The organism is Clavibacter nebraskensis NCPPB 2581 (genome assembly GCF_000355695.1).
GTDB lineage: Bacteria > Actinomycetota > Actinomycetes > Actinomycetales > Microbacteriaceae > Clavibacter > Clavibacter nebraskensis.
Map to the genome: position 1 here is coordinate 109737 of NC_020891.1, position 25722 is coordinate 135458.

At 72.6% G+C, this 25722-nt stretch carries 25 protein-coding genes; 12 read left to right on the forward strand and 13 right to left on the reverse strand.

The window, feature by feature from the left end; genetic code table 11:
- The first annotated feature begins 162 nt into the window (after nt 1-162).
- Nucleotides 163-1698, forward strand: coding sequence for a SulP family inorganic anion transporter (locus CMN_RS00535; RefSeq protein WP_015488917.1), 1536 nt, complete (start codon nt 163-165; stop codon nt 1696-1698).
- A gap of 33 nt (nt 1699-1731) precedes the next feature.
- Here the strand turns inward: CMN_RS00535 and CMN_RS00540 are convergent, their stop codons facing one another.
- Entirely contained in the window at nt 1732-2421 is a 690-nt protein-coding gene (locus tag CMN_RS00540; protein ID WP_015488918.1) for a Fic/DOC family protein, read from the reverse strand.
- Between the two features lie 10 nt (nt 2422-2431).
- On the reverse strand, nt 2432-2623 hold the full coding sequence (locus CMN_RS00545; RefSeq protein WP_041465182.1) for an antitoxin VbhA family protein: 192 nt from the start codon (nt 2621-2623) through the stop codon (nt 2432-2434).
- 114 nt (nt 2624-2737) lie between these two features.
- Between CMN_RS00545 and CMN_RS00550 the strand changes: the two genes are divergently transcribed.
- On the forward strand, nt 2738-4117 hold the full coding sequence (locus CMN_RS00550) for an NAD-dependent succinate-semialdehyde dehydrogenase (RefSeq protein ID WP_015488920.1): 1380 nt from the start codon (nt 2738-2740) through the stop codon (nt 4115-4117).
- A gap of 109 nt (nt 4118-4226) precedes the next feature.
- Here CMN_RS00550 and CMN_RS00555 read toward each other — a convergent pair whose 3' ends face one another.
- Entirely contained in the window at nt 4227-4409 is a 183-nt protein-coding gene (locus CMN_RS00555) for a hypothetical protein (RefSeq protein ID WP_041465183.1), read from the reverse strand.
- Between the two features lie 143 nt (nt 4410-4552).
- Here CMN_RS00555 and CMN_RS00560 point away from each other — a divergent pair, with 143 nt between their 5' ends.
- The gene (locus tag CMN_RS00560; protein WP_041465184.1) at nt 4553-4768 is read left to right on the forward strand and encodes a hypothetical protein; all 216 of its coding nucleotides are present in this window, start codon (nt 4553-4555) and stop codon (nt 4766-4768) included.
- A 33-nt stretch (nt 4769-4801) separates the two neighbouring features.
- Here the strand turns inward: CMN_RS00560 and CMN_RS00565 are convergent, their stop codons facing one another.
- Nucleotides 4802-5467, reverse strand: coding sequence for a TetR/AcrR family transcriptional regulator (locus CMN_RS00565; protein ID WP_015488921.1), 666 nt, complete (start codon nt 5465-5467; stop codon nt 4802-4804).
- 144 nt (nt 5468-5611) lie between these two features.
- On the opposite strand from CMN_RS00565, the gene CMN_RS00570 reads away from it, so the two are divergent.
- Both CMN_RS00570 and CMN_RS00575 read left to right on the forward strand, forming a co-directional pair.
- Nucleotides 5612-7153 carry a DHA2 family efflux MFS transporter permease subunit gene (locus tag CMN_RS00570; RefSeq protein WP_015488922.1) on the forward strand — a complete coding sequence of 514 codons (1542 nt, stop codon included), beginning with the start codon at nt 5612-5614 and terminating at the stop codon, nt 7151-7153.
- Between the two features lie 152 nt (nt 7154-7305).
- Nucleotides 7306-7578 carry a helix-turn-helix domain-containing protein gene (locus tag CMN_RS00575; RefSeq protein ID WP_227077708.1) on the forward strand — a complete coding sequence of 91 codons (273 nt, stop codon included), beginning with the start codon at nt 7306-7308 and terminating at the stop codon, nt 7576-7578.
- A gap of 208 nt (nt 7579-7786) precedes the next feature.
- On the opposite strand, the gene CMN_RS00580 is transcribed toward CMN_RS00575, so the two are convergent.
- Complete coding sequence (locus CMN_RS00580; RefSeq protein ID WP_015488924.1) at nt 7787-8509, reverse strand: TetR/AcrR family transcriptional regulator; 723 nt, start codon at nt 8507-8509, stop codon at nt 7787-7789.
- Nucleotides 8510-8620: 111 nt separating this feature from the next.
- Here CMN_RS00580 and CMN_RS00585 point away from each other — a divergent pair, with 111 nt between their 5' ends.
- From CMN_RS00585 to CMN_RS00605, 5 genes are read left to right on the forward strand one after another with little or no spacing between them, the layout of a single operon-like run.
- Nucleotides 8621-9721 carry a Gfo/Idh/MocA family protein gene (locus tag CMN_RS00585; protein WP_015488925.1) on the forward strand — a complete coding sequence of 367 codons (1101 nt, stop codon included), beginning with the start codon at nt 8621-8623 and terminating at the stop codon, nt 9719-9721.
- Nucleotides 9718-10530: a hypothetical protein gene (locus CMN_RS00590; RefSeq protein WP_015488926.1), complete on the forward strand. Its 813-nt coding sequence runs from the start codon at nt 9718-9720 to the stop codon at nt 10528-10530. The genes CMN_RS00585 and CMN_RS00590 overlap by 4 nt, the downstream gene beginning before the upstream one ends.
- A gap of 54 nt (nt 10531-10584) precedes the next feature.
- A complete protein-coding gene (locus tag CMN_RS00595; protein ID WP_015488927.1) occupies nt 10585-11907 on the forward strand; it encodes an ABC transporter substrate-binding protein in 1323 nt (440 codons plus the stop codon).
- 42 nt (nt 11908-11949) lie between these two features.
- Nucleotides 11950-12945 (forward strand): carbohydrate ABC transporter permease, encoded by a 996-nt coding sequence (locus CMN_RS00600; protein WP_015488928.1) that lies wholly within the window; start codon nt 11950-11952, stop codon nt 12943-12945.
- Nucleotides 12942-13823, forward strand: a complete 882-nt coding sequence (locus tag CMN_RS00605) for a carbohydrate ABC transporter permease (protein WP_015488929.1) — start codon at nt 12942-12944, stop codon at nt 13821-13823. The genes CMN_RS00600 and CMN_RS00605 overlap by 4 nt, the downstream gene beginning before the upstream one ends.
- 94 nt (nt 13824-13917) lie before the next feature.
- Here the strand turns inward: CMN_RS00605 and CMN_RS00610 are convergent, their stop codons facing one another.
- The 5 genes from CMN_RS00610 to CMN_RS00630 form a co-directional block, all read right to left on the reverse strand.
- The gene (locus CMN_RS00610; RefSeq protein WP_015488930.1) at nt 13918-14262 is read right to left on the reverse strand and encodes a hypothetical protein; all 345 of its coding nucleotides are present in this window, start codon (nt 14260-14262) and stop codon (nt 13918-13920) included.
- A 2-nt stretch (nt 14263-14264) separates the two neighbouring features.
- On the reverse strand, nt 14265-14723 hold the full coding sequence (locus CMN_RS00615) for a hypothetical protein (protein ID WP_015488931.1): 459 nt from the start codon (nt 14721-14723) through the stop codon (nt 14265-14267).
- A gap of 44 nt (nt 14724-14767) precedes the next feature.
- Nucleotides 14768-16630 (reverse strand): glycoside hydrolase family 2 protein, encoded by a 1863-nt coding sequence (locus tag CMN_RS00620; protein ID WP_015488932.1) that lies wholly within the window; start codon nt 16628-16630, stop codon nt 14768-14770.
- 94 nt (nt 16631-16724) lie between these two features.
- Complete coding sequence (locus CMN_RS00625; RefSeq protein ID WP_015488933.1) at nt 16725-17882, reverse strand: Gfo/Idh/MocA family protein; 1158 nt, start codon at nt 17880-17882, stop codon at nt 16725-16727.
- A gap of 55 nt (nt 17883-17937) precedes the next feature.
- Complete coding sequence (locus tag CMN_RS00630; protein WP_015488934.1) at nt 17938-20556, reverse strand: MMPL family transporter; 2619 nt, start codon at nt 20554-20556, stop codon at nt 17938-17940.
- 67 nt (nt 20557-20623) lie between these two features.
- On the opposite strand from CMN_RS00630, the gene CMN_RS00635 reads away from it, so the two are divergent.
- Nucleotides 20624-21223 carry a TetR/AcrR family transcriptional regulator gene (locus CMN_RS00635; RefSeq protein WP_045929045.1) on the forward strand — a complete coding sequence of 200 codons (600 nt, stop codon included), beginning with the start codon at nt 20624-20626 and terminating at the stop codon, nt 21221-21223.
- Here CMN_RS00635 and CMN_RS00640 read toward each other — a convergent pair whose 3' ends face one another.
- The 3 genes from CMN_RS00640 to CMN_RS00650 are packed head-to-tail and all read right to left on the reverse strand — an operon-like array spanning nt 21224 to nt 24659.
- Complete coding sequence (locus CMN_RS00640; RefSeq protein ID WP_015488936.1) at nt 21224-22183, reverse strand: D-2-hydroxyacid dehydrogenase family protein; 960 nt, start codon at nt 22181-22183, stop codon at nt 21224-21226.
- Nucleotides 22184-22234: 51 nt separating this feature from the next.
- Nucleotides 22235-23518: an SLC13 family permease gene (locus tag CMN_RS00645; RefSeq protein WP_015488937.1), complete on the reverse strand. Its 1284-nt coding sequence runs from the start codon at nt 23516-23518 to the stop codon at nt 22235-22237.
- 34 nt (nt 23519-23552) lie between these two features.
- Nucleotides 23553-24659 (reverse strand): PrpF domain-containing protein, encoded by a 1107-nt coding sequence (locus CMN_RS00650; protein WP_015488938.1) that lies wholly within the window; start codon nt 24657-24659, stop codon nt 23553-23555.
- 102 nt (nt 24660-24761) lie between these two features.
- Between CMN_RS00650 and CMN_RS00655 the strand changes: the two genes are divergently transcribed.
- A complete protein-coding gene (locus CMN_RS00655; protein ID WP_015488939.1) occupies nt 24762-25694 on the forward strand; it encodes a LysR family transcriptional regulator in 933 nt (310 codons plus the stop codon).
- Nucleotides 25695-25722 lie beyond the last annotated feature (28 nt).

Sequence of the window (25722 nt, forward strand, 5' to 3'; positions counted from 1 at the left end):
GGCAACCCTCCCCTTGCGTTAGGGTTGGCTCCAGGAGCCCCGCTCCGATCCCCTTCCCCTCCTCCCCCGGCAGCCCACGCGGCGGCCGCATCACCCGCGCATCGACGCGCCCCCGACCTCACCCGAGCGGGCACGACGCCCGCCACAGAACGGAGCCCATCCATGGCCTCATCCGCATCCCCCGCGACCGCCGCCCCGGCGGCGACCGTCCGCCCGCACAGCCCGACCGTCCTCGAGGCGCTGAAGAGCCCGCGCCTCCTCAGCCGCGAGGTGCTCGCCGGCCTCGTGGTCGCGCTCGCGCTCATCCCCGAGGCGATCTCGTTCTCGATCATCGCCGGGGTGGATCCGCGCGTCGGCCTGTTCTCGTCGTTCGTGATGGCCGTCTCGATCGCGTTCCTCGGCGGCCGGCCCGCCATGATCACCGCGGCCACGGGCGCCATCGCGCTCGTCGTCGCGCCGGTCGTCCGCGACCACGGCCTCGACTACCTCATCGCCACCGTGATCCTCGGCGGGCTCCTGCAGATCGTGCTCGGCCTCCTCGGGGTCGCGAAGCTCATGCGCTTCATCCCGCGCTCGGTGATGGTCGGCTTCGTCAACGCGCTCGCCATCCTCATCTTCTCCGCGCAGATCCCGAACCTCGTGGGCGTGCCGTGGCTCGTCTACCCGCTGGTGGCGGTGGGCATCGTGATCATCGTGGTGATGCCGCGGATCACGAAGGTCGTGCCCGCGCCGCTCGTCGCCATCGTCGTGGTCACCGTCGCGGTGGTCGTCACCGCGCTCGCCGTGCCGACCGTGGGCGACGAGGGCGCGCTGCCCGACAGCCTGCCGACCCTGTTCATCCCGGACGTGCCGCTCACGTTCGACACCCTGCGGATCATCGCGCCGTACGCGCTCGCCCTCGCGCTCGTCGGGATCCTCGAGTCGCTCATGACCGCGAAGCTCGTCGACGACATCACCGACACCCCGTCGCGCAAGACCCGCGAGACCCTCGGCCAGGGCGGCGCCAACATCCTCTCGGGCCTCTTCGGCGGCATGGGCGGCTGCGCGATGATCGGCCAGACGATGATCAACGTGAAGGCCTCCGGCGCCCGCACCCGCATCTCCACGTTCCTCGCCGGCGTGTTCCTGCTGATCCTCGTGGTCGGCCTCGGCGACGTCGTCGCGATCATCCCGATGGCCGCGCTCGTGGCCGTGATGATCATGGTCTCGGTCGGCACCTTCGACTGGCACAGCGTCCGGCCGTCGACGCTGCGCCGCATGCCCGTCGGCGAGACGCTCGTGATGGTGCTCACGGTGATCGTGGTGGTGCTCACCGACAACCTCGCGATCGGCGTCATCATCGGCGTGATCGCCGCGATGATCGTCTTCGCCCGCCGCGTCGCCCACTTCGCCACGGTCGAGCGCACGGAACGCACCGACGAGGACGGCGCCCCGGTCGCGCACTACGCCGTCGTCGGCGAGCTGTTCTTCGCCTCCAGCAACGACCTCACCACCCAGTTCGACTACGCGGGCGACCCGGAGCGCGTGGTGATCGACATGACCGGATCCCACGTGTGGGACGCCTCGACCGTCGCCGCCCTCGACGCCATCACCTACAAGTACGAGCGCCACGGCAAGCGCGCCGTCATCAGCGGCATGAACGATTCGTCCGCCGCCATGCACGGCCGCCTCGCGGGGGAGCTGGGCGCGGGGCACTGACCCGGGCGCTCCCCGGACCGGAGCCCGTCCGGGTCAGCGGCCGCGGTCGAGGTCCCGACCCGGGCCGCGGCCGCGGCCGCCCAGCCTGCTCCGATCCCGAGCGGCGACGGCCGCTCGGGGCCGGGGAGCCGCAGGGACGACCACCCTCTCGAGCATCGTGCGCAGGGGACCAAGGTCACGGCTCTCGGACGCGAGGCGCGACGCCCGGTCGTTCTCCGCGCCGGACACGCGACGCCAGTCCAGCTCCCACCCCGCATCCCGCGCCACGCGATCCCAGAACAGCCTCTGCGTCCGCCCGTTCCCCTCACGGAAAGGGTGGATGTAGTTGAGCTGGTCGTAGTGATGCGCGAGCCTCTGCACGAACCGCTGGCGGTCGAGTCCCCGGAGCATGTCGTCCGCGCGGAGCTCCTCCGCCGTGAAGGAGGCCGCCCGGTCGATCATCGAGACCGGGAGGAAGAACTCCGCGCCCTCAGCGTCCTTGCGGATGTCGACGGTGCGGATCTCCCCGGCCCAGTCGTACACGTCGGTGAACAGGCCCCGGTGGATCGTCCGGAGCTCCGCGAGGTCTCCCGTGGGCCGCGGCGGTCGGGTCAGGAGCTCGATCATCGCGGCGAAGGAAAGGTCGCCCTCCGCCCGGTCGAGCTCGGCGCGCGTGCGCGCGCCCACGCGGTTGCGGAGGATCCCCGTCGCCGGGTCCACGTAAGGATCGACGAAGCCGTCCATCGCGCGTGGGTCAGCCGATGCCGTATCGGGCGCGGACGCGCTCGCGCAGCTCCGCCGCGTCGATGCGCCCCGCGACGTACTCGCCGGCGTCCTCCGACGTGCCGGGGGTGAGGTGCAGCCCCTCCATCTCGCCGCTGTGCGCGGCGTCCTCCACGTGGCGGCGGCGCTCCTCGCGCCCGGCGCCATCCCGATCCTCCGGCATCCGCACTCCGATCCTCGATGCCCGATCGTACCGGCGCGACCCCGGCGGGACCGGGGCCGCTCGATATCGTGGGCCCACCCGCGTGACCCGCGCGGCGTTCGAGGAGGAGCCCCCATGAGCAGCTACGCCGTCACCGATCCGACCACCGGCGAGCGGGTCGCCGAGCATCCCGAGATCACCGACCGGGAGCTGCAGGGGGCGATCGCCGCCGCCGAGGGCGCGTACCGCGGCTGGTCGCGCCGCACCACGATCGCCGAGCGGGCGGCCCTCGTCGCCCGCGTCGCCGAGCTGCACGTGGAGCGCCGGGACGAGCTGGCCCGGATCATCGTGCGCGAGATGGGCAAGCCGCTCGACCAGGCGCTCGGCGAGGTCGACTTCGCCGCCGACATCCAGGCGTACTACGCCCGGAACGCCGAGGACCTCCTCGCCGACGAGCCGATCGTGCTCGCCGACGGCACCGGATCCGCGTTCGTGCGCCGCTCGGGCCTCGGCGTGCTGCTCGGGATCATGCCGTGGAACTTCCCCTACTACCAGGTGGCGCGGTTCGCGGCGCCGGCCATCGTCACGGGCAACGCGATCCTGCTCAAGCACGCGCCGCAGTGCCCGGAGTCGGCCGCGGCGATCCAGCGCATGTACCGCGACGCGGCCGCCGAGCTGGGCGCCGACCCGGGCGTGTACGTGAGCGTGCTCGCGACGAACGCGCAGATCGAGGGCGTCATCGCCGACCCGCGCGTGCGGGGCGTCTCCGTCACGGGATCCGAGCGGGCGGGCGCCGCCGTCGCGGAGATCGCCGGCCGGCACCTCAAGAAGGTCGTGCTGGAGCTCGGTGGATCCGACCCCTTCCTCCTCCTGTCGACCGACGACCTCGACGCCACGGTCGCGGACGCGGTGGCCGCCCGCCTCGACAACAACGGCCAGTCCTGCAACGGCGCCAAGCGCTTCCTCGTGATCGACCACCTCTACGACGACTTCGCCGCCCGGTTCACCGCGCAGCTCACGGCCGCGCAGCCCGGGGATCCGATGGCCGACGGCACCCTGCTCGGCCCGCTCTCCTCGCGCGCCGCGACCGAGCGGCTCACCGAACAGCTCGCCCGCGCGGTGGAGCAGGGCGCGACCGTGCTCGCGAGCGGCGAGCCCGTCGGCAACATGTTCCCGCCGGCGGTCCTCGCCGACGTGACCCCCGAGATGGACGCCTACCGCGAGGAGTTCTTCGGCCCGGTCGCCGCGCTCTACCGCGTGCGTTCGGAGGAGGAGGCGGTCGCGCTCGCGAACGACACCCCGTTCGGCCTGGGCTCGTACGTCTACACGACGGATCCCGAGCAGGCCATGCGGGTCGCCGACGGCATCGACGCGGGCATGGTCTGGGTCAACCTCGTGCTCGCCGACGCGGCCGAGCTGCCCTTCGGCGGCGTGAAGCGCTCGGGCTCGGGCCGCGAGCTCGGCCGCCACGCGGTCGACGAGTTCGCGAACCGGAAGCTGATCCGGATCGCGTAGGGCGTCGTCGCCTCCGTCGCGCTCGGCCGGTGCCGGCCGTGGTCGCGGGCAGGGCTCGTCAGGGGTCGGGCTGCACCGCGGGAGCCGTGCGCTCCGGCACCGCGACGGGTCAGGCGGCCGACGCCTCGGGGAGCTGCGGCCGAGCGTCGCGAGCGGAGCCGACCGGATCCGCGTGCAGCAGTCGGTGCACCCCCACGAGCGACGCGGCGACGGCGAGCCCGGCCGCGCACGCGGATCCCAGCATGAGCGCACCGCACAGGAGCGGCAGGCGGGGCGGCAGCGGGCGACGCACGGATGGGACTCCTCGATCAGGTGCGCGGGGAGCCCGCGGCAGGCGGTGCACCGTATCGACCGGCTCCGGGAGGTCGGTCGATCCGTCCGCACGGAGCGGCGGGCCCGAGGACGCGCCGTCCGGGACGTGGGAATGGACGCCGCGTGACCACCAACTACCTGGAGCACCCGCAGGTGATCGCCAACCGGATCCTCGAGGTCGTCGACGCCGTGGGAGACCCGACCCGCGTGATCGCCGGCACCGACTGCGGCCTCTCGACCTTCGCGAGCTACGAGTTCGTCGCCACCGACGTGGCGTGGGCGAAGCTCGGCGCGCTGGTGGAGGGCGCGGAGATCGCCTCGCGGCGGGCGTTCGGCTGAGGGGTCGGGGCCGCCTCGAGGCGGTCGGGAGGGTCAGGCCGCGCCCGTGCCCGCGATGGCGCGCAGCCGGCGGCGCACCGCCGCGTAGGACGCGACGAGGGTCGCGTCGAGGCCGGCCGTGCGCGCATCCGCCCACTCGTCGAAGGCCGCGCGCACCGCGACGCCCGCGAACTCGGTCACGAGCCGCGCCTCCTGGGCCGTGATGCGGCCGCCGAACGCCGTCGTCATGCGCTCGGCCAGCTCCCACGAGCGCGTCGCGTCGAGGGAGACCGCGGTCGACCGCAGCTGCGGCTCGGCGGCCATGAGGCGGCGCACGCGCAGCTGCTGGTGGGCGATGGCGGAGAGGTCGCCGTCGAGGGTCGCGAGCACGCGTTCGTAGACGGACTCGAGCTGGGGGAGCGGCGCGGATCCGCGGTCGACGTCCGCGAGCCACGCGTCGAGCGGCGCGTCGAACACGGGGTGGAGCGTGAGGACCGACTCCTCCTTGCTCGGGAAGTAGCGGAAGCACGTGCGGTCGGAGACGCCCGCGGCCTGCGCGATGTCGTGGATCGTGGTGGCCGCCATGCCGCGCTGCTCGAAGAGGGCGAGCGCCGCCTCGCTGATCTCGGTGGTCGTCGCCATGCGGCGCCGCTCGCGGAGGCCGGTCGCGCCGGTCGCGCCCGTGCCGGCCGCGTCCGCCGGGTCGCTCGCTGCGCTCATGTCGTCCTCCGCCTCCTGCGGATCCGACCTGCCGGATCCACCATTCGTGTCATAGACTGCCACATGGTCCGAGTCTGACATCCGGATCTCCCCGGCCCCGCACCGTCGCGCGCGCCCCGCCTTCCACTCCCCCGGAGAACCCCCATGAGCACGCCGCCCTCCGCCGACACCCGGCGCGACGCCACGCCGCCCGCCGAGTCGACCATCCCCCGCGCGAGCGACGCCGCGTCCGACCGGGCCGTCGCCCCCGAGGACGAGCGCCTGCCGCACGGCGCCCCGCTCGTCATCGGCCTGCTGGTCGTCGCCGCCTTCGTCGTGATCCTCAACGAGACGATCATGAGCGTCGCCCTGCCGAGCCTCATGGCCGACCTCGACATCACCACCGCGACCGCGCAGTGGCTCACGACCGGCTTCATGCTGACGATGGCCGTCGTGATCCCCGCGACCGGCTTCATCCTGCAGCGCTTCTCCACGCGCCAGGTCTTCGGCGCCGCCATGACGCTGTTCTCGCTCGGCACGCTCATCGCGGCCATCGCCCCCGGCTTCGGCGTGCTCCTCATCGGCCGCATCGTGCAGGCCAGCGGCACGGCGATCATGATGCCGCTGCTGTTCACGACCGTCCTCAACCTGGTGCCCGCCGCGCGCCGCGGCCGCCTCATGGGCGTCATCTCCATCGTCATCGCGGTCGCCCCGGCGATCGGCCCGACGGTGTCCGGCCTCATCCTCAGCTCGCTGTCGTGGCGCTGGATGTTCTGGATCGTGCTGCCCATCGCGCTCGTCGCGCTGACGCTCGGCCTCTGGAGGATCACCAACCTCACGACCCCGCGGAAGCTGCCGTTCGACATCCTCTCGGTGGTGCTCTCCACGCTCGCGTTCGGCGGCCTGATCTTCGGCCTCTCGAGCCTGGGCGAGTCCGCCGAGGGCGACGCGCCCCTGCCGCTGTGGATCCCGATCACGGTCGGCGTGCTCGCGCTCGCCGCCTTCATCACCCGCCAGATCGCGCTGCAGCGCCAGGACCGCGCCCTCATGGACCTGCGCACCTTCCGCAGCCGCCCGTTCGTGGTCGCGATGATCATGGTGAGCGTCAGCATGATGGCGCTGTTCGGCAGCCTCATCGTCCTGCCGCTCTACCTGCAGAACGTGCTGGAGCTCGGCACGCTCGAGACCGGCCTGCTCCTGCTCCCGGGCGGCGCGCTCATGGCGATCCTGTCGCCCATCGTCGGCCGTCTCTTCGACCGTGTCGGGCCGCGCCCGCTCGTGATCCCCGGTGCCGTCGTCGTGAGCATCGCCCTCTGGGGCATGACCACGATGCTGCACGAGGGCACGTCGATCGGCTGGGTCATCGCGGTGCACCTGGTGCTCAACGCGGGCCTCGCGTTCATGTTCACGCCGCTGCTCACGTCGGCCCTCGGATCCCTGCCGCCGCGCCTCTACTCGCACGGCAGCGCGACCGTCTCGACGATGCAGCAGCTCGCGGGCGCCGCGGGCACCGCGCTGTTCGTCACGGTGCTCACCACCACGACGGTCGCCGGCCTCGCCGAGGGCCAGTCGGAGGTCACGGCCACCGCGGCCGGCGTGCAGGCGGCCTTCATGATCGGCGGGTTCATCTCGCTCGCCGCCATCGTCGCGTCCTTCTTCGTGCGGCGTCCGACGGAGCCGCTGCCGGAGGGCGTCGCGGCGCACTAGCGGCGACGCGCGGGCGTGGGGGCGCCGCCGCGGTCCGACGCGGCCGTGCGAGCCTTTGCTTCCACCCTGCATGACGGAAAAGGCTTCTAGTTGAAGCGTGATTGATCTAATGTGAGGACATGCCGCCCACGCCTCCCCCCGTCACGAGAGCGATGCGCACCGTCGGTCGCAACCTCGCCACCCAACGGAAGCTGCTCGGTCTGACGGCGAAGATGGTCGCGGAGCGCGCCGGGACGACGCAGCAGACCATCAGCAAGCTCGAGAACGGCCAGGGCACCAGCCTGGAGATCACGCTCCGAGTGCTTCGCGTCCTGGGGCTCATGGACGCCGTGGTCGTCGCCACCGATCCGTTCGGGACCGAGCGAGGCCGGCTGATGGTCGAGGAGAAGCTGCCGGAGCGGGTCCGGGTGCGCAAGCATGGCTGACGCTTACGAGGTGACGACGGTGGTCGGCTGCGACGACGGGACGCGTTCGCGCTCGTGCCTGCCCTGGGCCTGTTCCCCGGCGCCCAGTCGCTCTCTCCCTGGCGACCGACATCGACGTGAGCTTCGGCTGGATCGTCGCGTTCCTCGACGGCGGCCTGAAGGCGGCGGCGGGCGGCGGGCGCTGACGCGGCGCCGCTGACCGTCGGCCTCAGTCCCAGCTCGCCGAGCCCGGCGGGACCGACGCCCGGGCGCCCGCGCGCCAGCGCGCGATCGACTGCTCCACGTACTCGCCCACGAGGGCGGGCAGGTCGATCGCCGGGTTGTGGATCCACTGGATCTCGAGCCCGTCGAGGATCGCGAGGAAGCACGCGGCCTCGTAGTCGAGCGTCGCGTCGTCCATCGCCGGTACCTGCCCGAGCGCGACCGCCTCGCCGATGCGGCGGCGGATCTGCGCGATCGTGCGCGCGTACCGGCCGCGCATGTACTCGTGCGCCGGATGCGTGGCGTCGCTGGTCTCGGTCGCGAACGTCAGGTACAGCTCGAGGAAGCCGCGGTGCTCCACGTGGTAGCGCATCAGGTCGACGAAGGCGCGCAGCGCGGGCAGGCCCGGGGCGGCCTCGGAGACGAACGGCTGCTGCCGGTCCCACTGCCGGAGCACCTCCGTCAGCAGCTCCTCCTTGCGGAAGTAGCGGAGCACGGCCGCGGGCGAGACGCCCACCTCGTCGGCGATCTCCTTGATGGTCGCGGCGCCGTAGCCGCGGACGCCGAACACCCGGACGGCTGCCGCGACGATCTCGGCCCGCCGCCGCACGCCCGTGGAGTACGGCCCGCGGACCGCCGTCGCCTGCTCGGCGGAAGCCCCGGAGACCCGCTCGCCCGGGGATGCGGAGGGTGCGTCACGGGCCGCGGCGTGCTGATCCGTCTCGGTCATCCCCGTGATCCTCCCTCTTGTGCCTGCGTGGACCCGGACGTACAGTGACTCAACCGTAAACGACTCGTCAGTGTTCGTGCCACGGTGGTCATTGCTAGGGACGAGGGCGTCGTGGGCGAAGAGGTGTTCGGTGTGGGCCTTGTCGGGGCCGGGCCGGTCGGGCAGGCCATCCACCTGCCGACCCTGGCGCGCATGGCAGACCGGTTCCGCGTCGTCCACGTGATGGACGTCGACGCGGACGTCGCGGAGCGCGTCGCCGCCCGCGCGGGAGCCCGGCACTCGACCGACGCGGACGCGCTCATCGAGGATCCCGCCGTCGACGTCGTCGTCATCGGCAGCCCGAACCGCTTCCACGCCGAGCAGGTCATCGCCGCGTGCCGGGCCGGCAAGCGCGCCGTGCTCTGCGAGAAGCCGCTGGCCGTCTCCGCCGAGGAGGGCCGGGCCATCGCCCGCGCGTCCGCCGAGCATGGGGTCCCCGTCATCGTCGGCACGATGCACGCGTTCGACCCCGCGTGGATCGCCGCGGCCGACGCCTGGGACGCCTCCGGCCGCGCGCCGCACACCGTCCGCATCTCGGCTGTCATCCCGCCGAACCCCGACTCCGAGGACTCCGCCACCGAGATCGTCGGCCGCCCCGCACCTCGCGTCGCGGGCGAGCCGGACCTCGAGGCGCAGGCGCTCGCCGTCATCGGCGGCGTGCTCGGCCTCGCCATCCACGACCTCCCGCTCGCGCGCCGCCTGCTGCCCGACGCCCGGCCGCGCGTGATCAGCGCGCGCGCCCTCCGGCCCTGGGGCTACGAGGTCGTCGCGATGGTGGGCGAGAGCGTGCTCGAGATCCACGGCATCGGCGGCGCCTCGTGGGACCCCGAGTGGACCCTCGACGCCGTCGCCCGCGACCGCTCCCTCCACCTCGACTTCTCGCTCTCCTACGTGCACGCCGGATCCAGCACCGCCACCCTCACGGACGCCCGCGGCACCACCGGCTGGGGCCCGTACACGGACAACGGCTACGTCGGCGAGTGGGAGCACGTGCACGATGTGGTCACGGGCCGCGCCGCCCCGGTGGCGATGCACGCCCAGCTCGCCGACCTCGACCTGGCGACCGACATCGCGGAGCAGAGCGCGGCGATCATCCGGGCGGGCGGCGTCGTCCCCGCGGCGACCGAGGCCGGATCCGACGCGGACGCCGCGCGGACGGAGGTCGCGGCATGAGCGCCCTCACCCTCCGCATCGACGGCGGCGCCTCGGCGACCGGCGCGCACGCGGCCGTCGCGACGCTCGCCTCGCTGCCCGAGTCCTTCCGCCGCACCGACGACGCGGGCGACGTGGTCGTGGTCGCCGGCGACGCGGGCTGGCCCGGCCGCGCGACGGACGCCGCCCGATCCGGTGCCCGCGCGCTCCTCGTGATGGATCCCGGTCCCGCCGACGACGCCGACCTCGCCGACCTCGTCGCGGCGGGCGTCCCCGTCGTGCTCGACGTGCCGTGGCGGCACGACGAGGCCGTCCGCCGGGTCGCCCCGCGGATCCACCGCCTCGCCGCCCCCGGCGCCCTGTTCGAGGCGCGCGCCACCGTCGCGGCCACCGACGACCTCGCCGGTGCCGCCCGCGCGCTCGCCCTCACCGCGCAGACGCTCGTCGGATCCCCGCTCACGGAGCTGGCGCCCCTCGCGGAGACGCCCGACCACCTGATGCTCACGGGACGGACCGCCTCGGGCGTGCACATGATCGTGAGCGCGGTCGTCACGGCCCACGCCCACGCGTGCGCGACCTTCCGGCTCGTCGTCGGCGACCGCGCCGCGCACGTCGCCCTCCCCGCGCCGGGCACGGCCGCACCCGGACGCGCGAGCGTCACGGACGCCGCCGGCCGCGAGGACCTCCCCGTCGTCTTCGAGTCCGGCCACCGCACCGCGATGCGCCTGGCCCGCGACGCCGCCCACGGCCGATGCGTCCCCGACGACGTCGCCGACCTCCGCGCCCTCCTCGCCGCCGCGCCCGCGCTCGCCGACGACGCGCGCCCCTAGACCCAGCCCCTTCCCTTCCACCACACACAGCACCACCGGACAACGGAGTCAGAAATGCCACAGCAGTCATCCAGCGCCTTCGGCAACGGCCTCACCCGACGTTCCCTCCTGAGCGCGGGCGTCGGCGCCGCCGCCGTCGGCCTCCTCGCCGCGTGCAGCGGCGGCGGAGGCGGCGCATCGGGCGCCGCCGCGCCCCTCAAGTTCTGGAACATGCCCTGGGGCGCGCCCGCCTTCCTCACCGAGGACAAGGCGATCTCCGCGGCCTACAAGCCGGCGAGCGGCATGGGCGGCGTGAGCTACCAGCAGGTCCAGTGGGCCAACTTCACGCAGACCTTCTCGACCGCGGTCGCCGCCAACAACGGCCCGGCCGTGAGCTCGGGCGGCGGGACGACGGCGTTCCTCTTCGAGTCGCAGGGCAAGATCGCGTACGCGGACGACCTCATCGAGACGTGGAAGGGCAACGGGATCTACGACGACTTCCTCCCGGGCCTCGTCGACACCCTGAAGACGGCCAACGGCTACGCGGCCGTCCCGTACAACCTCGACATGCGCATGTACTGGTACCGCAAGGACCTCCTCGAGAAGGCCGGCGCCGACGTGCCGACCGACTGGGACTCCTACGAGGCCGCGTGCGCCGCGCTCAAGAAGATCGGCGTCTACGGCTACGGCACCCGCTCGGGCGCCGGCGCCTTCACCGGCTTCCACCAGATCGTCGCCCACATGATCAACAACGGCGGCGGCCTCTTCGACGGCGACCAGAACCCGGACGTGGTCACCGACGCCAACATCCAGGCGGTCGAGTGGGTGCTCGGCATGGTGAAGAACGGCTACGTGGACCCCCGCAGCGCCACCTACACCTCCGACAACGCCTACCAGCAGATGGACGCCGGCACCTTCGGCATGTTCTGGGACGGCGCGGGGGCCACGGCCAACGTGACGCCCGAGACCGCGGCGCAGATGGTGGTCGGCGACCCGCTCGTGGGCCCCGGCGGCGAGAAGGGCGCGCTCTACTTCCCGAACAACATCATGATGTACAAGTCGACGCCTAGCCAGGAGAACAGCGAGGCGTTCCTCACGTACTACTACCAGAACATGAAGTCGCTCTGGACGAAGCAGACCGGCATCGGCCTGCCGCCGCTGAAGTCGATCGCCGCGGAGGCGTACGCGGACGACGCGAACACCACCAAGATCCTCAACGACTGGCAGCCCATCTCGAAGACCTGGGGCGCCCCCGGCTCCAACACCGTCTTCCAGAACGTGACCAAGGTCGACGGCACGCAGCCGACGATCTCGTTCGCGCAGGCCGTCCTCGGGGGCACGGTCACGGCGAAGGCCGCCCTCGAGACCCTGCAGAAGGAGCTGGAGGCCGGCGCGTGACCCGCGTCGTCCCGGCGGCCCTGACGTGGACGGGGTGATCTGATGGCCGTCGACACCCGCGACACCCGCGTCGCCGACAAGATCGGGCTGGCCCGCCGCGGCGTCGGCGTGGCCGGCCCCGGTCGGCCGCCGAGCGCGCCGCGGAAGGCCCGGGGGAAGACGCCGCTCGGCCGGGCGGGGACGACGCTGGCACTGTTCGCGCTGCCGTCCCTCCTCCTGCTGATCCTGCTCAACGTCTACCCGGTCGTGTACTCGTTCCTGCAGTCCCTCCAGCAGGGGACGCCGTCGACGCTGCCGTGGCAGACGCCGTTCGTCGGGTTCGAGAACTACGCGAACGTGCTCACCTCGGAGTCGTTCCGCAACGCGACCACCTTCACGATCGTGTTCACGGTCGTGGGGGTGTTCGGGTCGTGGCTCGTGGGGCTCGCGCTCGCGCTGCTGCTGCGCACCCGGATCCCCGCGAACGGGCTCTTCAAGGTGCTGCTGCTCCTGCCGTGGATCGTCCCGGTGGTCGTCTCGTCGACCTCGTGGAACTGGCTGGTGGCGACGCCGCAGAGCCCGGTGCCGATCATCCTCGAGACGCTCGGGTTCCCGGACGCGAACTTCCTCGGCGACCCCGTGCTGGCGCAGATCGTGGTCTGCGTCTTCAAGGTGTGGATCAGCTTCCCGTTCATGCTGATGATGATGTCCTCGGCCCTCGCGTCGGTGGACACCAACGTCTACGAGGCGGCGAAGATGGACGGCGCGAGCGCCTGGCAGGCGTTCCGCGGCGTGACCCTCCCGATCATCTCCCGCACCACGTACATCAGCTGGGTGCTGATGACGATCTTCTGCGTCAACGACTTCCCGACGATCTTCCTGCTCACGCAGGGCGGTCCCGTGAACGCGACGACGTCGCTGATCGTGCTGGCGTACCAGCAGGCGTTCCAGAACCTGCAGACCGGCCCGGCGACCGCGGTGGCCTTCATGATGACGGCCGTGCTGGTCATCGTGTCGACGCTGCTGTACCGGCAGATCAAGAAGGCGGACATCGAATGAGCCAGGCACTCGCCGTCGGCGGCGCCACGTCGGCGACCGTCGGCGACGTCAAGCGGACCTCCGCGAAGCAGCGCGAGCGGAAGGGCCAGTGGTGGCGCTTCCTGCTCATCGCGGTCATCACGCTCGTGGTGATCACGCCCATCCTCGCGGTGCTGTTCCTCTCCACCCAGCCGGGGCAGAACTCCACGGCGACCGGGTTCACGCTCGAGAACTTCGAGCGCGTGCTCGGCGGCACCGACGTGGTGATCTGGCTCGGCAACAGCCTGATCGTCGCGCTCGTGACCGTCGTCGTCTCGGTCGTGATCGCGGCGCCCGCCGGATACGTGCTCAGCCGCTCGCGCTCGAAGCTCGTCTCCGGGTACTCGCTCGTGCTGTTCGTGGTGCAGGCCCTCCCGGTGGTGACGGCGGCGATCCCGCTGTTCATCACGTTCTCGGCGATGGGCCTCATCAACACGCTGCAGGGCGTGGCGATCATCTACATCGGCTCGACCATGTCGGTCGCGATCTGGATGATGGCGGCGTACATCGACTCCATCCCCATCACCCTCGAGGAGGCGGCGTGGATGGACGGCGCGAGCGTGTTCAGCGGCTTCGTCCACGTCGTGCTGCGGAACTCCCTTCCGGGCATCCTCTCGACCGCGATCTTCTCGTTCCTGCTGGCCTGGAACGACTACCTCATCGCGCTCCTGTTCCTGCAGGACTTCACGAAGTACACCCTCCCCATCGGCCTCAACACGTTCTTCCAGCAGAACGCGGCCGACTGGGGCTCGGTGATGGCGGTCGCGGTCATCATGATGCTGCCGCCCGTGCTGATCTTCGCCCTGCTGAACAAGTACTTCAGCGTCGGCGGGATCGGCGGGTCGCTCGCCGGGAGGTGATGCGGGCGGGGCGCGGGTGATCCTGCGTCCGAGACGAGAGCCCGCCCCCGAGGTCTGTGTGGATCGCGGGGGCGGGCTCTCGTCGTAGGGGGCGCTACTTCGTCTGGTTCGGGTGCTTCGTGTGCACCTGCTCGAGGAGGACCGTCTGGCCCTCCACGTAGAACCAGATGCGGGCATCGCCCCGAGCGGTCGGCTTGTGCTGCCAGCGCACGTGGCGCGCACCCGCGCGCGTGATGATCCCGAGCTCCCCGCCCTTGAGCGGGTAGTTGGTCGGAGTGCGCTCCATCGGAGTCCTGGTGAGGAAGTCCCACGTGTCCGCCAGCGGTCCGCGGATCGTCGCGGCCAGGTCCTGCCACCCCTTCCGCGCGCTCTCGGTTGCGAAGACGATCGTGTACTCGGACCTCTTCGTCGGCCGCGGGACCTGAGGGTCCTTCGCCACGGTCAGGGGCGCTCGACCGGCGTCGGACGCGCGAGCCACTCGACCGGCGAGGACGCGAGCCCTGCGGCGATGGCCGTCGCGCTCTCGCGCCAGGAGGTGAGCTCGGCGATGGCGAGGTGGGGCTGACCGGTGGAGAAGGAGGCGCGCGCGGCGTCGACCAGCTCGCGCGAGCAGGTCTCGCGATCGGTGGCCGAGAGGGCGAGCATCCACGGGAACCGCTGGGCCATGCGAGAGGACAGGGAACCTTCGTCGTCCAGCGTGACGGTGATGAGGTCGGCCGCGAACTGGAGGAGCTGCGAATTTGCATCCGCTGCGCTCTGCGACATCAGCACCAGGGTCTCCCCGTCCCGACGGGTGACCTGGACCGGGTGCTGCTCCGCCTCCGCGAACACGTCCGCCGAGTGCTTGCTCAGGTCCGATGAGCGGCGGGTCGTGGTGCGGGAGCCGTGGAGGAGGGACATGGATCCACTCTATTCGGAACGTATTCGGAAGTCCATGCTGCAGCTCACGCGTCGTCCCGTGCCTCGTACGCCGCCCGCTGCTCCTGCACCTCGCGGATGCGCGCGATGTCGAACTTCGGGCGGCGGTGGAAGTCGTAGATGCCGTTCTGCTCCTGGAACGTGTCGGTCAGCTGCGTGAAGCAGTAGCCGAACATGAGCGGATCCTCGAGCAGCACCTCGGTGAGGCCGCGGAACCGGGCGTGCCACTCCTCCACGCTCGCGACGCGCTCGCCATAGCCCCAGGAGACGGCGCGCGCGGGGTCGTCGGAGGCGTCCTGCGGGCGGTCGATCTCGTCGGGGTTCCACCAGATGCCGCCGTACTCCGAGAGGAAGAACGGCTGGCCGGCGTACGGCACGGAGATCGCGCGGCCCTGGAGCTCGTTGACGAACGGGCGGCCGTCGGCGAGGCCCGCCTGCTCGCGGCGGAAGGCGTCCGGGTCCTGCTCGTAGGAGTGGGAGTCGTAGACGTCGGAGGAGCGCACGCGGTGCGAGTAGCCGGAGGCGTCGAGGACGGGACGCGACGGATCCGCCGCCTTCGTGGCGAGGTACATGCCGGCGGTCACGTCGTCGAGCTGCGTGATGCGGTCGTGGATCGCCTGGTACGTCTCGTTGAGCGGGCACCAGCCGACGATCGACGGGTGCGAGCGGTCGCGCTTCACGGCCTCGATCCACTGGGTGATGAACGACGCCGTCGGCTGCTGCGCGTCCTTGCCGAGGCCGCCGCCCGCGCCCCAGTCGCCGAACTCGCCCCATACGAGGTAGCCGAGCCGGTCGGCGTGGAAGAGGAACCGCTTCTCGAACACCTTCTGGTGCAGGCGCGCGCCGTTGAAGCCCGCGGCCATGGACAGCTCGATGTCGCGGACGAGCGCGGCGTCGTCGGGCGAGGTCATGAGCGTGTCCGGCCAGTAGCCCTGGTCGAGCACGAGCCGCTGGAAGACGCGGCGGCCGTTGAGGAGCACGTCGCGGCCGTCGATCGCGATGGAGCGGAGGCCGCCGTAGGACGCGACCTCGTCGACCACGTGGTCGACGTCGCCCGAGGCGTCGACCAGGCGCAGCGCGATGTCGTACAGGTGCGGATCCTCGGGCGACCACACGCGCACGCGATCCGCGGGGATGCGGAGCGTGACGCGCGCACCCATGTCGCCCGCGGGGATCTGCGCCCGCGTGATCTCGCCCGCGGCGTCGGCGAGCACGGCCTCGAACGCGAGGCCCGCCGTGCGGTGCGACAGCTCCGGCGTCACGGTGAACGAGGAGTCGGCGCGCTGCGGCTCGATGTGCGCCGAGCGGATGTGCGCCTCGGGCACGGGCTCCAGCCACACCGTCTGCCAGATCCCGGTGGTGCGCGTGTAGAAGCAGGACGTGTTCTCGAACCAGGTGGCCTGCTTGCCGCGGGCCTGCGGCTCGTCGCGGGTGTCGCGGGCGCGGACCACGATGGTCAGCTCCTCCTCGTCGGCCCGCACGCCGAGATCCGCCGTGAACGACGTGAAGCCGCCGCGGTGCCGGGCGACCTCCTCGCCGCCCACCCACACGGTCGCGTCGTGGTCGACGGCGCCGAAGTGGAGGAGGACGCGGCGGCCGCTCCAGCCCGCGGGGATCCGCACGGTGCGGCGGTACCAGACCGCCGTGAGGAAGTCGACGTCGCCGATGCCCGACGCGCTGGACTCCGGCGCGAACGGCACGAGGATCTCCTCCGCCAGGTCCCGCACGAGGAGCCCGCGCTCGAGGCCGCTGTCGCCGCGGTCGCGCTCGAACTGCCACGGCCCGTTGAGGTTCAGCCAGTCCGGGCGCGTGGACTGCGGGCGCGGGTGCTCGGGCTTGGGGATCGCCGTGGCGGTGCTGCCGGCGGCGGTCGCGGTGCTGTCGCTCATGATCGGGCTTCCTTCTGTCGAGACGGAGGGGAGGAACGGTCGCCGACCAGCCTGCCGCGGCGGGATGGGACGGCGCCGCACGCGGGGCCGCGGGTCACCGGGTGGCGGTCGCGGATCCCCAGGCCGGCGTGCGGATGCCGTCCGCGGCGCTCGTCCAGGAGCGCAGCAGGTCGGCGACGTCGGGGCTCCGCTCGTCGGCGATCGCCTGCGCGAGCGCGTCCTCGAGCAGGTCGGCGATGACGACGCGCTCGCCGCCCCGCTCGCTGCTGCGGATCGCGCCTTCCACCATCGCCAGGCTGAGCACGTTGTGCCGCACCTCCGTCGGCGGCGTGGTGCCCGTGCGGAGGGATCCGACGAACTCCTCGAGCGACGCCGCGATGCCCTCGGGGTGCGCGGGCACGTCGAACCGGGCGCCCGGGACGTCGAGGACGACGACGTCGTCGCCGTCCCAGTGCGCCGCGCCGCGCTCGCCGTACGCGCGCCAGTCGGCGTTCCACGAGGTGGGCATGCCGGGCGTGCAACGGCTGCCGACGTAGGCGAACCGCGCGCCGGACGCGAGCTCGAAGTCGGCGGTGGCGGCGGCGTCGCCCGCGAACCAGCTCCACGGCGGATTCCACGAGCTGCAGCGCACGGCCACCGGCTCCTCGCCCGTCGCGTAGCGGAGCTGGTCGAAGTGGTGGATGGACATGTCGACGAGCAGCGGGTGCGCCATCTGCTCGCGGAAGCCGGGCTCGTGATCCTCGTGCAGGAACTGCGCGTGCACGACCGCGAGCGGGCCGACCTGCGCGACCGCCTCGCGGAACGCCGTGAGGTGCGTGAAGTAGCGGCGCGACTGGCTGACCATGAGGAGCCCGCCCGTGATGTCGGCGAGGGCGACCTGGCGGAGCGCCTCGGCGACCGTCGGCGCGAGCGGCTTCTCGCACAGCACCGGCAGGCCCGCGCGGAGCGCCTCGTAGTTGACGACGCGGTGCGCCTGCGGCACGGTCACGTTCACCACGGCGCGGGCGCCGGAGCGCGCGGCGACCTCGGCGACGGACGCGCCCACGGCGATCCCGTCGAGCCCCGCCGCGCGCACGGCGGACTCCGCGAGCGGCACGTCGAGGTCGACGACGCCCACGAGCGCGGCGTGCGGGGAGTCGGCGAGCATCCGGATCCACAGGGCGCCCATGACGCCGGCGCCCACCACGACGACGGGCAGGCGGTCGGATGCGGGTGCGTCGGCGGCCCCCGGTCGGCGATCGGACGTGGTCATGGTGCTCGCCTCCCGGGCACGACGGCGAGCCCGCTCCGACGATACCGGGCGGCGCTCAGTCGCGCGGGGCCGCCGCCGTCTCCGCCTGGATGGTGGACGCGGTGGGCGGGGCCGCGTGCGCGCCGTGCCCGCCGTCCGCCGGGAGGCCGGCCGGGAGATCCGCCGCCGCCGACGCGTGCGGGTGCGTGCCCTCGAGCGCCGCGCCCTCGATGTCGACGTCCGGGAGGATCCGGTCGAGCCATCGCGGCAGCCACCACGCCGAGCGGCCGAGCAGGCGCATGAGCGCGGGCATCAGCAGCATGCGCACCACGAATGCGTCGAGGAGCACGCCGAACGCGAGGCCGAAGCCGATGGACCGGATGATGGTCGACTCCGAGAAGACGAACCCGCCGAACACCGACACCATGATGAGCGCCGCCGCCGTGACGACCGCGCGCCCCGCCCGGAAGCCCTGCACCACCGCGAGCCGGGCCTCGGCGCCGTGCACGTACGCCTCCCGCATGCCGCTCGCGAGGAACAGCTGGTAGTCCATGGCGAGGCCGAACAGGATCCCCACGAGGATCACCGGCAGGAAGCTCAGGATCGGCCCCGGGCTCTCCAGCCCGATGAGCCCCGCGCCCCAGCCGAACTGGAACACCGCGACGATGAGGCCGTAGGTCGCGAAGAGCGACAGCACGAAGCCGCCGGTCGCGATGAGCGGCAGGAGGATCGAGCGGAACACCACGATCAGGATCAGCAGCGACAGGCCCACGACCACGAGCAGGTAGAGCGGCAGCACCGCGGCCAGCGCCTCGGAGATGTCGATGTTGGTGGCGGCCTGGCCGGCGACGCCGAGCGTGATGCCGCCGTCGAGCTCGGGCAGCGCGCGGATGTCCTGCACGAGCCGCTCGGTCGACGCGCTGTTCGGGCCCTCCTGCGGGAGCACCTGGAACGCGAGCACCGTGCCGTCGTCGGTGTTCGCGACGGGCGCCACGGCGACCACGTCGTCGAGGTCGTGCAGCGCCTGCGCGACCTCGACCTGCGTGGCGAGCAGGGCATCGTCCGCGACGCCGGCCGGCACGTCGGCGACCACGAGCAGCGGGCCGTTGGCGCCCTCGCCGAACTCGTCGGCGACCGTGGTGAAGGCGCGCTGGCTGGTGGATCCGGCCGGCTCGCTGGATCCGTCGGGCAGGCCGAGCCGCATCGACAGGCTCGGGATCGCGATGACGAGCAGGGCGACGACCGTGCCGAGCACCGTGAGCACGGCGCGCGCGTTCGACATGGGCTTCAGCGCCGCGGTGCCCTCCTGCGGGCGGGCCGGGTCGGCGGCCGACGCGCGGGCGCGGTCGCGCTTCCGCAGCACGCGCGTGCCGGCGAGGCCGAGCACCGCGGGCGTCAGCGTGATCGCGACCAGCACGGCGACGAGCACGCAGACCGCGCCGACCGTGCCCATCAGCGCGAGGAACGGCACGCCCGTGACGTTGAGGGCGAGGAGCGCGACGATCACGGTGGATCCCGCGAACACGACCGCCGTGCCCGACGTGCCGTTGGCGAGCCCGATCGACTCGCGCACGCCCGTGCCCGCGAGCATCTGCTTCCGGTGTCGGTTGACGATGAAGAGGGAGTAGTCGATGCCGACCGCGAGGCCCAGCATCACGCCCAGCACCGGGGTCACCGACGCCATGTCGACGATCCCGGAGAACGCGAGCGACGCCGTGACGCCGACGCCCACGCCGACCACCGCGGTGACGATGGGGAGCGACGCCGCGATGAGCGTGCCGAGCATCACGATGAGCACGATGGCCGCGAACACGAGGCCGATGACCTCGCCGATGCCGAAGATCTCGGGGACGCCCTGCGCGAGGTCGGTCGCGAAGTCGACGCTCGTGCCGGCGACGTGGGAGTCCTGGAAGTGCGCGATCGCGGACTCCTTGGTCTCCTCGGAGAGCTCGAGGCGCGGATCCGTGAAGGAGACGTTGACGATCGCCGTCGAGCCGTCCGTCGACACGACGCCGATGCCGTCCGTGAGGCCGAGGAGCGTGCGGCCGAGTTCGGCCTGCTCGGCGCCCGACTCGAGCTGCGTGCGATTCGCGTCGACCGTGGCCTGCTGCTGCTGGAGGGCCTGGGTCTGCTGGTCGAGCTGGGCCTGCTGCGCGTCGAGGGCGGCGATCTGCGCGGCCGGGGCGCCCGCGGCCTCGGCCTGCTGGCGCGCGGCGGTGAGCTGCTGCTGGCCCGCGTCGAGCTGCGCCTTCCCGGCGTCGAGCTGCTGCTGCGCGGCGTCGAGCTGGCTGCGGCCCGCGGTGATCTGCGCGTCGCCGCTGGTCAGCTGCGCGGCCTGGTCGGCGCGCTGCTGGGTCACGGCGAAGGGATCCACGACGCGCGCGACGCCCGGCAGGTCGCCTGCGCTCGTGGCGAGGGCCGAGATGCCCGCCTTCTGCTCGTCGGTGAAGGCCGAGCCGTCGGTGGTCCGGTAGACGACCGTGCCGGTGCCGCCCGCGGTGTCGGGCAGCGTCTGCGCGAGCTCGTCGGTGACGGCGCCGGACGCCGTGCCGGGGATGTCGAAGCTGTTGCCGAGGGTGCCGGCGAACGCGAGGAACGAGCCCACGCCGATCCCGAGGATCACCACCCACGAGACGATCACGAGCCACGCGCGACGCGCGGCCATCGAACCGAGCCGGTACAGCACTGACGCCATGTCATCTCCCTCAGACGTTTCGACGATACGCTACGTCTCGTCTAGTTTCTGCCGCTACCCTGTGCTGGTGAACGAGCACCGAACCGGGCGGGTCCGCAGCGAGGCGGCCCGCGAGGCGATCCTCGGTGCGACCGTGCGCCTCATCCACGCCGTCGGCTACGACCACCTCACGATCGAGGGCGTCGCCAAGGAGGCGGGCGTCGGCAAGCAGACGATCTACCGGTGGTGGCCGTCGCGCGGCGCGCTCATCGCCGAGTGCATGACCGAGGGGCGCCTGATCCCGGTGGAGTTCGCCGTGCCCGACACGGGCGACCTCCTCGCCGACATCGAGCGCTGGCTCACCGACGTGCTGGCCGTGCTCGACGCGCCGGCGGGCGGCCCGCTCGTCCGCTCGCTCGTGGCGGCCGCCGCCGAGGACGAGGCCGTGGGCGACCACCTCGGCTCGAGCCTCGGCGTCGACCGCGGCCTGTCCGAGCGGCTGGCCTCGGGGATCCGCGCGGGCCAGCTGCCCGCCGACGCGCCCGTGGAGGAGCTCGGCCAGGCGATCCTCGGCGTCATCGTGCTGCGCGTGCTCGGACGGAAGGCCGACCACGCCGAGAGCGTGACGCGGCTGGTGCGGTTCGTGCTGGGATCCGGCGGGGCGACGGAGAGGACCGCCCGGCGCTGATCAGCCGAGCAGCCGGATCGGGGCCCCCGCGGCCCACGCCGCCACGCTCTCGTGCGCCTCCGCGAAGAACCGGCGGTAGGTGTCCTCCGTCACGTAGCCGAGGTGCGGCGTGAGCACCGTGCGCGGCGCGGACCGCCAGGGCGAGTCCAGCGGCAGGGGCTCGCGGTCGAAGACGTCGAGGGCGGCGCCGCGGATCCGACCCGCATGCAGGGCGGCGAGCAGCGCGGCCTCGTCGACGAGCGGTCCGCGCGCGGTGTTCACGAGGATCGCCGTGGGCTTCATCGCGGCGATGTCGCTCGCCCCGATGAGCCCGCGGGACGACGCGTCGAGCTTGGCGTGCACGCTGAGCACGTCGGCGGTGGCGACCAGCTCGTCCTTGCCCACCGGGATCACGCCGAGGCCGCGCGCCCGCTCCGGATCCAGGTGCCGGCTCCAGGCCGCCACCTCCATGTCGAACGCGAGCGCGACCCGGGCGACGCGGGAGCCGATCGCGCCGAGCCCGACGATCCCGAGCCGCCGGCCCTGGAGGTCGCCGCCGACGGTGCCCTGCCAGAGGCCGTCGCGCACGCGGCGGTCCTCCTCGGGCACGTGCCGGAGCGCGGCGAGGATGAGCGCCCAGGTGATCTCGGCCGCGCCCGAGGTGCCGCCGGTGGCGCCGCCCGAGACGAGGATCCCGGCGCGCGCCGCCGCCGCCAGGTCGATGGCGGCGTTCGCGCGCCCGGTGGTCACGAGCAGCCGGAGCGCGGGGAGGGAGGAGAGCACGGCCTCGTCGAAGCGGGTGCGCTCGCGCATGGCCACCACCACGTCGAAGGGCTGGAGCGCGGCGATCACCTGCTCGGCGGATCCGAGGTGCTCCCGGAACGCGGTGGCGGTCGCGCCGGGGATCGATCCCCAGTCGGCGAGCCCGTCGGAGACGCCCTGGTGGTCGTCGAGGACGGCGATGCGGATCGGTGCGGTCATGCTCCACTCTCCCTCCTCCCGCACGCGGGCGGGAGGGCGCGTGCGGTCGGATCAGGCGAAGGCGTTCGGGATCACCACGAGCAGCACCCAGCAGATGAGTGGGGCGATGGCGACCACGGCCCCCGCGTTCAGCAGCAGCTGCCGGTAGAAGACGTTCCGGTCGATGCCCTGCGCGTTCGCGAGCACGAGCGCCCCGTTGGTGGAGAAGGGCGAGACGTCGACGACCGTGGCGGCGATGGAGAGCGCCGCGACCACGCCCACCACGGGCAGCTCGCCGAGCTGCAGCAGCGGGAGGGACAGCGGGATGATCGCCGCGAGCAGCGCGGTGGACGACGCGAAGGCCGAGGAGAGGCCGATCACGTAGCAGAGCACGAGCGCCACGACCACGGGGGCGCCGATGAGCAGCGCCATGTCGGCGAGGTCGTCGATGGTGCCGAGCTCCTCGAGCATCGCGATGTAGGTGACCATGCCCCCCACGAGCAGCACGGTCGGCCAGCTGATCCCGGCGATCGTGCGGCTCGTGTTCTTGAGGTCGGTGAAGGAGAGGAGCACGCCCGCGGCGATGGCCACGAAGCTGATCGGCTGGTGCCCGACGAGCACGATCACGAGGATGGCGGCGATGAGCGCGAGCGTCAGCATGCGCACCCGGGTGAGCGGCACGTGGTCGGCGTCGACGGTGTCGTCCTCGATCGTCATGACGCTGCCGGTGGCCGTGTACTCGAGCGTCTTCACGCGGCTCGTGATCGCGTAGGCGGCCACCGTGAGCACCGACAGGAGCGTGTTGATCCCGAAGCTGGAGAAGAAGAGCTGCCACGGGTCGAGCGTCAGGCCGTTGCCCTCGACGATGTCGCGCACGAGCACGCCCGAGACGGAGATGGGCGAGAAGGCGCCGGCGTGCGCGCCGTTGATGGTCATGATCCCCATCACGAGCGGGCTCATGCGCGTGCGGCCCGCGAAGCTCATCGCCGCCGGGGCGATGAGCGCGACCGCGGCCGGGCTGAACGTGCCGAGCGAGGTGAGGAACGCGGCCACCAGGAAGAAGACCCACGGGATGAGGTACAGCTTCCCGCGCACGGCCCGGATGCAGGCGCTCACCATCAGGTCGATGGTGCCGTTCTGCTTCGCCATGCCGAAGAAGTAGGTCACGCCGATGATCGTGAGCACGATCGACGACGGGAAGACCTCGAGGATCTCCTTGTCGTCGTAGCCGAACGCGATGGCGCCGACGAGGAAGGCCCCGATGAAGCCGAGGAAGCCGATGTTGATCGGGAACACCGTCGCGATGACGAACATCACGACGAGGCCGATGAGGGGGATGATCTCGATAGACGACACTGTCTTCTCCTGGTGATCGCGGACGCGGGACGCGTCAGCGGGTGGGGGCGAGCGGGATGGGTTCGTGGTGGGTGAGGAGCTCCGAGTCCGCGAGGCGGCGGGCCGCCCGCTGGAGGAGCACCCGGGTTCCGTCGGCGTCGACCTCGACGCCGGCGCGCAGCGGGCCGCCGAGGGTGCCGAGGCGGAGCGGCGCTGTGGCCGGATCCACGCCCACGCGCTCGAGCACGGTGCCGGGCTCGCGGGCCGCGAGGGCCAGGGCGACGGCGCTCGTGAGGCCGATGGTGGGGTGGGCGGCGTTCATCGAGAGCATGCGCACGGAGACGTCGTGGTCGGCCGCGCGCACCTCCTGGCCGAGCGTGGTCACGTGGTCGACGGCGGGGCCGACGACGCCGACCTTGGGCACGGCGTCGCCCGCGGCCTCGACGGTGGGCGCGATGCCCATCGCGACGGCGGCGTGCGCGCGGATCCGGCGCAGCAGCGGCACGGCGGCGAGGATCTCGACCTCGGTCGCGGCGTCGGGCAGCCCGATGTCGGCGGCGGCGAGCAGCACGACGGGCGCACCCGCGTCGGCCATGGTCACCTCGTAGGCGGTGCCGTCGACGACGAGGCCATCGCGCACGGATCCGGTGGGGAAGAGCGAGCCCGTGGTGGATCCGGCCGGGTCGACGAACGCGAGGTCGACCGCGGTGCCCGATCCGCGCACGCCCGGCACGGAGACCTCGCCGGCCCGGGCGCCGGCGACCTGCGCGACGACCTCGGCGGACGTGTTGAGGTTGCGCATCCGCACGGTGGTGGGCGCGTCGCCCGGACCCGCGAGCCCGAACCGCTCGACCGACCACTGGGCGACGGCCGTGGCGCAGTTGCCGCAGTTGCTGCCCCACTCCACGACGTGCGCGCCGATGGCGACCTGCGCGAAGAGGTAGTCGACGTCGATGCCGGGCTCGTCGCTCCGGCCGACGATCACGGCCTTGGAGGTGACCGAGGTGCCGCCGCCGACGCCGTCGAGCTGGCGCGGGTCGTCGGCGCCGAACAGCTCGATGAGGAGCTCGGCGAGCTCGTCCCGGTCGGCCGGGACGGCGTCGCGGTCGAAGAGCCAGCACTTGCTGGTCCCTCCGCGCATGAGGGTGGCGGGGATGCTCACGAGGTCTCCTGGTCGTCGTCGATGTCCTCACGCTACGAATCGCTCGGCTTGAGCAAAATCTCGATCTCCTACGCCCCCGTTCAACTCAGCTAAAGTCAGCCCATGGCCTCCTTCGATCTCGTGACGCTGGATCTGCTGCTCGACGTCGTCGACTCCGGCACGCTGACGGGCGGCGCGGCCCGCTCCCGGATGACCACCTCGGCGGCGTCGCAGCGCATCGCGAAGCTCGAGCAGCTCATCGGCCAGCCCGTGCTCGACCGCCTCCCGCGCGGCATGCGGCTCACCGAGGCGGGGCAGGTGCTCGCCGCGAAGGCGCGCGCCGTGCGTCGCGAGCTGCGGGCCGCCGAGGGCGAGCTCGAGGCGATCCGCGGGCTCGAGCACGGCACCGTGCGGCTCGGGTCCTTCCCCACCGTGAGCGCGTCGCTGCTGGCCGACGCGCTCAAGGACGCCCACGCGGCCTGGCCGGGCATCGCGATCCGCGTGCAGTCGGCGCTGCGGCCCGAGCTCATCGACAAGCTCAGCTCCGGCGAGGTCGAGATGGCGCTGCTGTGGAGCTACGCGTGGACCGAGGAGGCCGAGAAGCACCTCGCGCTGCGGAGGCTGGTGGAGGACGAGACGATGCTGCTCGTCGCCGCCGACAGCCCGATCCAGGACGGGGTCGCGCTCAAGTCGCTGCGGAGGGAGTCGTGGATCACGCGCAACGGCGGGCACCCGGCGGCCGACGTGCTCTACCGCAGCTGCGCGGCCGCGGGCATCACGCCGGAGGTCGCGTACGAGGCGTACGACTACCAGGAGGTGCAGGCGATGGTGGCGGCGGGCGTCGGCATCGCGATGGCGCCGCGGCTGGCGTTGGCGTCGCACCGGGACGACGTGCGGGCGGTCTCGTTCCGGCCGGCCGACCGGATCCCCGCGCGCACCATCTACCTCGCGACCCTCGCCCGCCGCGTGGAGACGCCGGCGATGCGCGCGCTGTCGGAGGCGGTCACGCGCGCGGCGCGGTCGTTCGCGGCGGGGGCGGGGTCGGATCCGCGGTAGCGGCCGGGCGCGCGCGGCGCGTCCCGGG